This window comes from Isoptericola sp. NPDC060257 (assembly GCF_042726645.1).
GTDB lineage: Bacteria > Actinomycetota > Actinomycetes > Actinomycetales > Cellulomonadaceae > Isoptericola > Isoptericola nanjingensis.
In genome coordinates this window covers 1-10,666 of sequence record NZ_JBHXAW010000148.1, presented here as the reverse complement: position 1 = coordinate 10,666, position 10,666 = coordinate 1, and the positions used below count along the sequence as shown (strand labels likewise).

Below are 10,666 nucleotides of genomic sequence, written 5' to 3'. Positions count from 1 at the left end.
TTTTGTTTATAAGAGACTGGTACCCTGACGAGCCGGAGCGTTGTGGGTGGGCTCGTGGCCCGCTCACGGCTCGCACGGGGGCCACGGGCCCACCCACAACGTATGGAGCGACGTGGAACAGCTGCAGATCACCTCGGCGACGCCGGACTCCGCGCTGCTCGACCTGCCGTGGCGCGCCCCCCTGGCCGAGTGGCCCGCGGACGTGCTCGCCGCCCTCCCCCGCGGCATCTCGCGGCACGTCGTGCGGTTCGTCCGCCTCGGCGGGCGCGTGCTCGCGATCAAGGAGATCAGCGAGGCGGTCGCGTTCCGCGAGTACGACCTGCTGCGCCAGCTGCGCAAGCTCGACATCCCGGCCGTGCGCCCCGTGGGCGTCGTGACGGGCCGCCTGGACGACGACGGCGAGCCGCTGGAGGCCGCGCTCGTCACGGAGCACCTCGCGTTCTCGCTCCCCTACCGGGCCGTCTTCAGCCAGGCGCTGCGCCCCGACACCGCGGCGCGCCTCATCGACGCGCTCGCGGTCCTGCTGGTGCGGGTCCACCTGGTCGGCTTCTACTGGGGCGACGTGTCGCTGTCGAACACCTTGTTCCGGCGCGACGCGCACCAGTTCGCCGCCTACCTCGTCGACGCCGAGACCGGCGACCTGCACCGCGAGCTCACCCCCGGTCAGCGCTCCTACGACGTCGACCTCGCCCGCACCAACATCATCGGTGAGCTGTTCGACCTCGAGGCGGGCGAGCTGCTCGACGAGGAGGTCGACGCCATCGCGATCGGCGACGCCCTCGTCTCCCGGTACACGGAGCTGTGGGAGGCGCTCACGGGCGTCGAGTCGTTCGGGTCCGACGAGCGCTGGCGGGTCGCGGCGCGCATCGACCGGCTCAACGACCTGGGCTTCGACGTCGGCGAGCTGTCGATCACCACGGACATCGACGGCACCACGGTGCGGATCCAGCCCCAGGTGGTCGACGCCGGGCACCACTCACGCCGCCTGTTCCGCCTCACCGGCCTGGACGTCCAGGACAACCAGGCCCGGCGGCTCCTCAACGACCTCGACTCCTACGTGGCGGCCACGGACCGTCAGGAGGACGACCCGCAGATGGTGGCGCACGACTGGTCGCAGAACGTCTTCCAGCCGACGATCCGCGCCGTCCCGCGGGAGCTGCGCCGCAAGCTCGAGCCGGCGCAGCTGTTCCACGAGATCCTCGACCACCGCTGGTTCATCTCCGAGCAGGCGGGGCGCGACGTCCCGATGCCCGAGGCCACGGCGTCCTACGTGGAGCACGTGCTGCGCCACCGCCCGGACGAGAAGGCCCTCCTCGGCCTGCCGCCGGGCGAGCCCGACCGCGAGGGCGACGTCGACATCGTCGACATGGGCGCCGGCCCGGACTCCGCCCCGGAGGACGACCACTTCCACCTGTCGACCTGACGCGGCCCCGCCCCCGGACGGCGTCGGGGGCGCGGTCAGCGGCGGGCCTGGGCCACCTCGTACAGCGTGATGCCCGCGGCGACGCCGGCGTTCAGCGACTCGACGTCGGACGAGATGGGGATGGACGCGACGGCGTCGCAGGTCTCGCGCACCAGGCGGGAGAGGCCGTGCCCCTCGGACCCCACGACGAGCACGAGCGGGTCGGTGGCGAACGCGAGGTCGCGCACGGTGGTGTCCCCGCCCGCGTCCAGCCCGACGACGAACGCCCCGGACTTCTTCAGGTCGGCGAGCGTCCGCGCCAGGTTCGTCACCTTGGCCACGGGCACCCGCGCCGCGGCACCGGCCGACACCTTCCACGCCGACGCGGTGACGCCGGCCGAGCGGCGCGACGGCACGACGACGCCGTGCGCGCCGAAGGCCCCCGCGGACCGGAGCACGGCGCCCAGGTTGCGGGGGTCGGTGACGCCGTCGAGCGCGACGATCAGGGGCGGCTGGCCGGCCTCGGCGGCGGCGTCCAGCAGGTCCTCGACGTCCGCGTAGTCGTACGGCGGCACCTGCGCGGCGACGCCCTGGTGCACCGAGCCCTCGGTGAGGTGGTCCAGCTCGGTGCGGCTCACCTCGAGCAGCTGCACCGAGCGGGTCGACGCCAGCTCGAGGATCTCCCGCGTGCGGTCGTCGTGGTCGATGCGCGCGGCGAGGTGCACGGCCGTGACCGGCACGTCGGTGCGCAGCGCCTCGAGCACGGCGTTGCGGCCCGCGACCACCTCGGCGCCGCCGGTCGGGCGGCGCGTGCCGCGCACGACCCCCTTGCTCGCGCCCTTCTGCGACTGCGCGGCCTGCTTCTTCTCCGCCGCCACCTTGCGCTTGTGCGCCGGGTGGTAGGTCCGGTCCTCGGCCTTCGGCGTCGGGCCCTTGCCCTCGAGCGCCTTGCGGCTGTGCCCGCCGGTGCCGACCTGCGCGCCCTTCTTGCTGCCGGCCTTGCGGACGGCGCCGGGACGTCGGGTGTTGCCTGCCATGGTGTCTCTTCTCAGGTGGTCGAGCGGGTCAGTCGGTCAGCGTCCAGCGGGCGCCGTCCGCGGAGTCCTGGACGACGACGCCGGCGGCCGCGAGGCGGTCGCGGATCGCGTCGCTCGTGGCCCAGTCCTTCGCGGCGCGCGCGGCGACCCGCGCGTCGAGCTCGGCGGCGACCAGCGACTCCAGGGCCGCGCGCGCGGCGGAGTCGTCGGCGCCCGAGGCCCACTGCGGGTCGTGCGGGTCGAGGCCCAGGACGTCGAGCATGCCGCGCAGGGCGACGAGCTCCTCGCGCGCCGCGGCGTCGTCGCGCGACGCCAGCGCGCTGTTGCCGGCGCGCAGGTGCTCGTGCACGACGGCGAGCGCGGCGGGCACGTTGAGGTCGTCGTCCATCGCCTCGACGAACCCGGCCGGCAGCTCGGCCTTCGCGACCTCGTCGGCGGGCACCCCGCCGACGCGCTCGGTGGCGCGGTCCACGAAGCCGGACAGCCGCTCCCAGGTGGTGCGGGCCTCGTCCAGGGTGTCGGGCGACCACTCGAGCATCGAGCGGTACTGCACCGCCGCGAGGGCGTAGCGGATCACGGGCGCCGGGGCCTGGGCGAGCAGCTCGCTCACCAGCAGCCCGTTGCCCAGCGACTTGCTCATCTTGACGCCCTGCTGGGTGACCCACGCGCAGTGCATCCAGCGCTGCGCGAAGCCGTACCCGGCCGCGCGCGACTGCGCCTGCTCGTTCTCGTGGTGCGGGAACCGCAGGTCGAGGCCGCCGCCGTGGATGTCGAACGCGTCGCCCAGGTAGCGGCGCGCCATGGCCGAGCACTCGAGGTGCCAGCCCGGGCGGCCACGCCCGAACGCCGTCTCCCAGGACGCCGTCTCCGGCTCGCCCGGCTTGGGCGCCTTCCACAGTGCGAAGTCGTGCGGGTCCCGCTTGGCGGACGCCGCGACGTCGTCGCCCGTGGGCTCGGGGTTGAGGTCCTCCAGCCGCTGCCGGGTGAGCTCTCCGTACGCGGGCCAGGAGCGCACGTCGAACCAGACGTCGCCGGGGCCGGTCGCGTAGGCGTGCCCGCGGTCGACGAGCCGCTGCATGAGCTCCGCCATGTCGGGAACGTGGCCGGTGGCGCGCGGCTCGTAGGTGGGCGGGATGACGCCGAGCGCGTCGTAGGCCCGCGTGAACATCCGCTCGTGCGTGGCGGCGTGCGCCCACCACTCGACGCCGGCCGCGGCCGCCTTGGCGAGGATCTTGTCCTCGATGTCGGTGACGTTGCGGATCAGCGTGACCCGCAGGCCCGAGCGCTCCAGCCAGCGCCGTAGCACGTCGAACGCGATGACGGGGCGGAGGTGGCCGATGTGGGGCGGGGCCTGCACGGTGGCGCCACACAGGTAGATACCGACCTCGCCCGGGTTCAGGGGGACGAAGGCGCGCACGTCGCGCGTCGCGGTGTCGTACAGGTGCAGGCTCACCGGTCCAGCGTACCGGCCGGTCCCTCAGCCGAAGGTGCGCCCCTCGCCGCGGTACGTGGGGACGGACTCGACGATCTCGTCGCCCCGCACCAGGTGGACGACGTCGAACCGCTCCATGAGCTCGCCCGCCTTGGCGTGCCGCAGCCACACGCGGTCCCCGACGGCGAGGGGCGGCGCTCCGCCCCGCCGGCGCAGCGGCGTCATGACCTCCCCCGCGCCCTCCGTGCCGGTGAGCGACCAGCCGGGCGTCGCGACCCGCGGCAGCCGCGAGCGCCCCGCCGGCCCGGAGGCGACGTACCCGCCGCCGAACGCCGTCGCCCAGCCCGGGGCGGGCACCCGCGCGACGTCGAGCCCGAAGAACGCGGAGGGCCGGGGGTCGAAGGAGCGGTACCCGTCGAACAGGCCGGGGACGAACAGCCCGGAGCCTGCGGTCACCTCGGTGACAGCCGGCCCGGCCGACGACGTCTCGAGCGAGCCGGTGCCGCCGGAGTTCACCAGCTCCACGCCGTGCCCGACGGCGGCGCCGACGGCCTCGACGACGGCCGTCCGGCGGCCGTACAGCTCGGCCACCGACAGCTTCTTGACCAGCCGGACGGCCGGGTTGGTGTCGGGCAGCCCGGCCACCTGCGCCTCGTAGAACATCAGCCCGCGCAGCCGGGCGCCGGGCAGCCCCTCGACGCGGCGGGCGAGCGCGGCGATGTCGTCCGGGGTGCGCAGCGGCGAGCGCCGCGTGCCCAGGTGCACGTGCAGCGGGCCGGCGTCGAGGCGCAGCGACGCGTCGACGTCCAGGCAGACGGCGACGTCGGCCAGGCCGCCCGTCCCGGCCGGCACCGCGGCGGACGAGAGGGCTGCGCCCAGGAGCGCGAGCTGGGCGGCGTCGTCCGCCATGAGGGTGATCTCGCGCCGCGCGCGGGCGTCGGCGGCGAGCCGCGCGAGCGCGTCCCGGTCCACGGTGGGGTAGCCGACGAGCACGTCGCGCACGCCCTCCTGCACGAGCCACAGCGCCTCGGCCAGGGAGAACGCCATGACGCCCTGGAACCCGGCGTCGAGCGCCCGGCCGACGAGCGTGCGCACCCGGACGGACTTGCTCGCCACCCGCACGGGGACGCCCCGGGCGCGGCGGCGCAGGTCCGCGGCGTTGGCGTCGAAGGCGTCGAGGTCGACCACGGCCACGGGAGCCGACAGGTGCGCGGTGGCGCGGGCCAGCCGCTCCGTCTGGGTCATGACCGCACGCTACACCGGCCGCCGGGCGTCGTCGGACGGCCCGGCGGGGTGATCCGACGGGTGATCTGACGGGGCCGACGGGGCGGTCCGACGGGTCGCCGACGATCCACCCGGAGGGGGATCCGCGCGGGCCGCCGCCCGTGGCAGAGTGTGCCGCGTGACTCCGAGCACCGTCGCCCGCACACCGGCCCCCGCCACCCCCGACGCCCCGCTGCGCACCTGGGGCGGCACGCACTCGTGGCAGCCTGCGCGCCGCCTGGCGCCGCGCGACGAGGGCGAGCTGGGCGCCGTCGTCGCCCGGGCAGCCGCCGACGGGACGCGGGTGCGCGCGATGGGCGCCGGCCACTCCTTCACCGCCGCGGCCGTGACCGACGGCGTGCACCTCGGCCTCGACCACCTCAGCGGGATCGAGGCGGTGGCGCCCCAGCCGGACGGCACGTCGCTCGTCACCGTCCGGGCGGGCACCCGCCTGCACCACCTCAACCGCCTGCTCGCGGCGCTCGGGCTAGCGATGCGCAACCTCGGCGACATCGACCGCCAGTCGGTCGCGGGCGCGATCTCGACCGGCACGCACGGCACCGGCGCCCGGCTGGGCGGCCTCGCGACGCAGGTGCGCGGCGTCCGCGTGGTCGGCGCCGACGGCGCGGTCCGGGCGGCGTCGGACGCCGCGGCCCCGGGATCTCCCGAGCGCGAGCTGTTCGAGGTGGCCCGGCTGGGCCTCGGCGTCGCGGGCGTGCTGTCGGCGGTCACGCTCGAGGTGGTGCCCGCGTTCTGGCTGCGCGCGCAGGAGGAGCCGTGGCCGCTGGACCGCGTGCTCGAGCAGCTCGACGAGTACGTCGACGGCAACGACCACGCGGAGTTCTACTGGTTCCCCGGCACCCGCCGGGCGCTGACGAAGCGGAACAACCGCGCGACGGCCGAGGAGATCGAGGCCTGGGCGGCGGCCCGCGCCGGGGGCCTCGGCGCCGTGCGCGCCGCCGGCTCCCGGGCCCGCGCCCTCCTGGACGAGGAGGTGCTGTCCAACGGCGCCTTCGAGGTGGTGAACCGCCTCGCGTTCGCCGCCCCCGGCCTCGTCCCCCGCCTCAACGCGGTGAGCGCGCGGGCGCTGGGCGCGAAGACGTACGTGGCGCCGTCGGCCGACGTCTTCGTCACCCGGCGCCGGGTCCGGTTCGTCGAGATGGAGTACGCCCTGCCGCGCGCCGCGCTTCGGGAGGTGCTCGACGAGCTCGACGCCTGGCTGCGCGCGTCCGGCGAGCCCGTCCCCTTCCCGGTGGAGGTGCGCTTCGCCGCCGCCGACGACGTCTGGCTCTCGACGGCGCACGGTCGTGAGACGGCGTACGTCGCGGTGCACCAGTACGCGCCGATGCCCCACCAGCGGTACTTCAGCGCGGCCGAGCAGATCTTCGCCGCCGCGGGCGGGCGGCCGCACTGGGGCAAGATGCACACCCGCACGGCGGAGCACCTCGCCGACCACTACCCGCTGGCCGACGTCGCCCGCGTGCGCGCCGCCGTCGACCCCGGCGGCGTCTTCCGCAACGGCTACACCGACGCCGTCCTCGGCGCGGCGGACTGACGCCACGGCCTGAGCACGGGCTACGCGGAGGGCCACCACGCGGCCGGGGCGGCCCGCTCCCCCGGCAGTCGCACCGTGACGCGCAGCCCGCCGTCGCCCAGCGCGGCGAGCGCGAGGGTGCCGTGGTGCGCCTCCGCGATGCTCCGCACGATCGCGAGGCCGAGCCCGACGCCCCCGTGCTCCCCGTGCGTGCGCCCGCCGCCGCGCTGGAACGGCTCGACGAGCGTCGGCACGAGGCGCGGGTCGAGCGGCGCGCCCGTGTTCTCGACGGTGAGCACGACGTCGTCGCCGCGGACGGCCGTCGCCACCCGCACCGTGCCGTGCTCCGCGAGGTTGTGCACGATCGCGTTGTGCACGAGGTTCGTGGCGAGCTGCAGCAGGAGCGCGTGCGACCCCACCGCGGGTGCGACGTCGCCCGCGACCCGCACGTCGACGCCCCGGCCGTCCGCGAGGGGTTGCAGCGTCTCGGCCGCCTCCTCCGCGAGGAGGGACAGGTCGACGCGCTCGCGCGCGAACGTCCCGCGGTCGGCGCGGCTGAGCAGCAGCAGCGCCTCGGTGAGGTCGATCGCGCGCGCGTTGACGGCCTCGAGCCGCCGCAGGAGCTCGTCCGTGTCCCGGTCCGGGTCCTGCGCACCCACCTCGAGCAGGGTCCGCGTCACGGCCAGCGGGGTGCGCAGCTCGTGGGAGGCGTTGGCGGCGAACCGCTGCTGCTCGGCGACCTGCGCCTCGAGCCGCGCCAGCATCGCGTCGAACGCGTCGGCGAGCTCGCGGAACTCGTCCTGCCGGCCGGGGAGCCGGATCCGGTGGGACAGCGACCCCTCGGCGGCCCGGCGGGTGGCGTCGGTGATGCGGTCCAGCGGGGCGAGCATCCGTCCGGCGAGGAACCACCCGCCGATCAGGCCGAGCACCAGGAGGAAGACCATCGCCCAGGCCACCCGCGGGGCGAAGGCGCGCTCCAGGTCGGAGCGGTTCGGGACGAACTGCCCGGGCCCGGGACGGGACGGCGCGACGTCGACGATGATCGTGTCCGGGACGTACCGCAGCAGGAAGACCCACACGACGGCGAGGAGCAGCGCGCCGGCCACCACGAGGAACCCGGCATAGCTGAGCGTGAGCTTCAGCCGGACGCTCGGGCCGGGGCTCCTAGCCATGCCGGGCCTCGCCGCTCCGGGCCGCGCGCCCGTCCTCGCGCCCGGTCTCGTCCTCGGGCGGGACCGCGATGCGATAGCCCACCCCGGGCACGGTGGCGATCACCCACGGCTCGCCGAGCCGCTTGCGCAGCGCCGACACCGTGATGCGCACGGCGTTGGTGAAGGGGTCGGCGTTCTCGTCCCACGCCCGCTCCAGCAGCTCCTCCGCGCTGACGACGCCGCCGTCGGCCGCGACCAGCACCTCCAGCACGGCGAACTGCTTGCGGGTGAGCGCGACGTAGCGCCCGTCCCGGTAGACCTCGCGGCGGAACGGGTCCACGCGGAGGCCCGCGAGCTCGCGCACCGGCGGCCGGCTGTGCGCGCGCCGCCGGTCGAGGGCGCGCAGCCGCAGCACGAGCTCCCGCATCGCGAACGGCTTGGTGAGGTAGTCGTCGGCCCCGAGCTCGAACCCGGTGGCCTTGTCGTCGAGACGGTCCGCGGCCGTGAGCATGAGGATCGGCAGGCCGCTCCCGGAGGCGACGATGCCCGCGGCGATCTCGTCGCCCGACGGGCCGGGGATGTCGCGGTCGAGCACGGCGACGTCGTAGGAGTTCACGCTCAGCAGCTCGAGGGCGGTGTCGCCGTCGCCGGCGACGTCCGCCGCGATGGCCTCCAGGCGCAGCCCGTCGCGGACGGCCTGGGCCAGGTACGGCTCGTCCTCGACGATCAGCACACGCATGCCCTCGATGCTACGGAGCGGCGCCTATCGTCCGCGTATCGAGGACCGCATACGCCCGGGCAACGCCGCCCCGGCTCGACTGGGGGCATGCTCCACCACCGATACGGCCCCGCACCCGAGCGCCCGACCGCCCGCCGGGCCCGCACCGCGCTCACGCTCGCCATGGCCGCCGCCGCGCTGACCGGGCTCGCGGCATGCCAGTCGTCGACGCCCCCGCCCGCGAGGACGTCGGTCGCCCCGGCGAAGGCCCCCGCGGACCGACCCGACCGCGGCGCGCGCGACGGCGAGGCCGCCGGCCACGTCCCCGACGGCACCACCGTGTTCGACGACGCGCTCCCGGCCCTCGCGAACCTCGACCCCGCGCTGCTCGCGGCGCTGCAGGCGGCCGCGACGGACGCCGAGCAGGACGGCGTCACCTTCTTCGTCAACAGCGCCTGGCGCTCGGCGGCGTACCAGGACCGGCTGCTGCGCGAGGCGGTCGCCCAGTACGGGTCCGCGGCCGAGGCGGCCCGCTGGGTGGCGTCGGCCGACACGTCGTCGCACGTCACCGGCGACGCGGTCGACCTGCAGCAGACGGGCGGCAGCCAATGGGTGGCGGACCACGGCGCCGCGTACGGGCTGTGCCGGGTGTACGCGAACGAGCCGTGGCACGTCGAGCTGCGCCCCGACGCGGTCGACCAGGGCTGCCCGGAGCCGTACGCCGACCCCTCGCAGGACCCGCGGCTGCAGCAGTGAGCGGTCCGGTGCGGTGGTCCCGCGCCGACCGGTTCAGCCGACGGCGACCACGAGCGCCGTGGCGATCGCCGCGACGCCCTCGCCGCGGCCGGTGAGCCCCAGGCCGTCGGTCGTGGTGGCGCTCAGGGAGACGGGCGCGCCGGCCGCGGCCGTGAGCGCCGCCTCGGCCTCGGCGCGGCGCGGGCCGACCTTCGGCCGGTTGCCGACCACCTGCACGGCGACGTTCCCGATCTCGAAGCCCGCCGCCCGCACGCGGCGGGCCGCCTCGGCGAGCAGGACCGCCCCCGCAGCACCTGCCCACTCGGGCTCGCTGGTGCCGAAGTGCGAGCCGAGGTCGCCGATGCCGGCGGCGGAGAACAGGGCGTCCGCGGCGGCGTGCGCCGCGACGTCGGCGTCCGAGTGCCCGGCGAGCGGCCGCTCCCCCGGCCAGCGCAGGCCGCCGAGCCACAGCTCGCGGTCGGAGCCCTCGGGGGCGTACGCGTGCACGTCGACGCCGAGCCCGGTGCGTGGCAGACCTGCGGGCAACGCGGTCACGACTTCTCCTCCAGCAGCAGCGCGGCCACCTGCAGGTCGCGCTCGGTGGTGATCTTCATGGCCGCCTCCTCGCCGGTGACGACGTAGGCGGGCTCGCCGAGCGCCTCGACCAGCCCCGCGTCGTCCGTCGCCGCCGACCCCTCCGCCGTCGCGCGGCCCGCGCCCTGCGCGTGCGCCCGCTGCAGCAGCGCGCGGTCGAAGCCCTGCGGCGTCTGGACGGCGCGCAGCACGGCGCGGTCCGGGGTCTCGACGACGCGTTCGACGTCCGGCCCGCCCCCGGCCGACGCCGGCGCGACGCGCTTCACCGTGTCGGTGACGGGCAGCCCCGGGACGACCGCGCCGTGGCCGGCACGCACCGCGTCGACGACGCGGCGCACCAGGCGCGGCGGGGCGAGCGGGCGTGCGGCGTCGTGCACGAGGACCACGTCGTCGTCCGGGCCGGCGAGCGCGAGGCCTGCGGCGACGGACGCCTGGCGGGTGCCGCCGCCCTCGACCACGCGGACCGGCACGTCCACGTGCGGGTCCTGCGCGACGACGTCGCGCACCGCGGAGTCGAGGCCCGCGGGGCAGGTGACGACGAGGGAGTCGACGACGCCCGAGGCGGCGAGGCGGCGGGCGGCGTGCACCACGAGGGGGAAGCCCGCCAGGTCGACCAGGGCCTTCGGCAGGTCCCGGCCGAGGCGGGTGCCGGACCCCGCGGCGGTGAGGATCGCGAGCGCTCCTTCGTCGACCACCCTGACGGGCAAGTACCACGTCACCGCGACCTCGACCTGGTCGATCGACTGGCAGGTCACCGGCGGAGCCCAGGCCGGCCAGATGACCGAGGTCCGCCAGAGCGC

Annotated in this window: 10 protein-coding genes; 3 read left to right on the top strand and 7 right to left on the bottom strand. The window is 76.1% G+C overall.

Going from position 1 to position 10,666, the window contains the following annotated elements:
* The first annotated feature begins 112 nt into the window (after positions 1-112).
* The gene (locus tag ACFWEK_RS13130; RefSeq protein WP_430547884.1) at positions 113-1,423 is read left to right on the top strand and encodes a DUF4032 domain-containing protein; all 1,311 of its coding nucleotides are present in this window, start codon (positions 113-115) and stop codon (positions 1,421-1,423) included.
* A 35-nt stretch (positions 1,424-1,458) separates the two neighbouring features.
* On the opposite strand, the gene rlmB is transcribed toward ACFWEK_RS13130, so the two are convergent.
* The 3 genes from rlmB to ACFWEK_RS13115 are packed head-to-tail and all read right to left on the bottom strand — an operon-like array spanning position 1,459 to position 5,116.
* The gene (gene rlmB / locus ACFWEK_RS13125; RefSeq protein ID WP_430547883.1) at positions 1,459-2,439 is read right to left on the bottom strand and encodes a 23S rRNA (guanosine(2251)-2'-O)-methyltransferase RlmB; all 981 of its coding nucleotides are present in this window, start codon (positions 2,437-2,439) and stop codon (positions 1,459-1,461) included.
* Between the two features lie 28 nt (positions 2,440-2,467).
* Positions 2,468-3,892, bottom strand: coding sequence for a cysteine--tRNA ligase (gene cysS, locus ACFWEK_RS13120; RefSeq protein WP_430554330.1), 1,425 nt, complete (start codon positions 3,890-3,892; stop codon positions 2,468-2,470).
* A gap of 24 nt (positions 3,893-3,916) precedes the next feature.
* On the bottom strand, positions 3,917-5,116 hold the full coding sequence (locus ACFWEK_RS13115) for an alanine racemase (RefSeq protein ID WP_430554329.1): 1,200 nt from the start codon (positions 5,114-5,116) through the stop codon (positions 3,917-3,919).
* Positions 5,117-5,273: 157 nt separating this feature from the next.
* Between ACFWEK_RS13115 and ACFWEK_RS13110 the strand changes: the two genes are divergently transcribed.
* Positions 5,274-6,689, top strand: a complete 1,416-nt coding sequence (locus ACFWEK_RS13110) for a D-arabinono-1,4-lactone oxidase (RefSeq protein ID WP_430547880.1) — start codon at positions 5,274-5,276, stop codon at positions 6,687-6,689.
* A gap of 20 nt (positions 6,690-6,709) precedes the next feature.
* Here ACFWEK_RS13110 and ACFWEK_RS13105 read toward each other — a convergent pair whose 3' ends face one another.
* Together ACFWEK_RS13105 and ACFWEK_RS13100 are read right to left on the bottom strand one after the other, a co-directional pair.
* The gene (locus tag ACFWEK_RS13105; RefSeq protein ID WP_430554328.1) at positions 6,710-7,840 is read right to left on the bottom strand and encodes a sensor histidine kinase; all 1,131 of its coding nucleotides are present in this window, start codon (positions 7,838-7,840) and stop codon (positions 6,710-6,712) included.
* A complete protein-coding gene (locus ACFWEK_RS13100) occupies positions 7,833-8,558 on the bottom strand; it encodes a response regulator transcription factor (protein ID WP_430547878.1) in 726 nt (241 codons plus the stop codon). Before ACFWEK_RS13100 ends, ACFWEK_RS13105 begins: the two co-directional genes overlap by 8 nt.
* Before the next feature lie 87 nt (positions 8,559-8,645).
* On the opposite strand from ACFWEK_RS13100, the gene ACFWEK_RS13095 reads away from it, so the two are divergent.
* Entirely contained in the window at positions 8,646-9,293 is a 648-nt protein-coding gene (locus tag ACFWEK_RS13095) for a D-alanyl-D-alanine carboxypeptidase family protein (RefSeq protein WP_430554327.1), read from the top strand.
* A gap of 33 nt (positions 9,294-9,326) precedes the next feature.
* On the opposite strand, the gene ispF is transcribed toward ACFWEK_RS13095, so the two are convergent.
* The gene (gene ispF, locus ACFWEK_RS13090; protein WP_430547954.1) at positions 9,327-9,818 is read right to left on the bottom strand and encodes a 2-C-methyl-D-erythritol 2,4-cyclodiphosphate synthase; all 492 of its coding nucleotides are present in this window, start codon (positions 9,816-9,818) and stop codon (positions 9,327-9,329) included.
* A 5-nt stretch (positions 9,819-9,823) separates the two neighbouring features.
* Complete coding sequence (gene ispD, locus ACFWEK_RS13085) at positions 9,824-10,561, bottom strand: 2-C-methyl-D-erythritol 4-phosphate cytidylyltransferase (protein WP_430554331.1); 738 nt, start codon at positions 10,559-10,561, stop codon at positions 9,824-9,826.
* Positions 10,562-10,666: the final 105 nt, after the last annotated feature.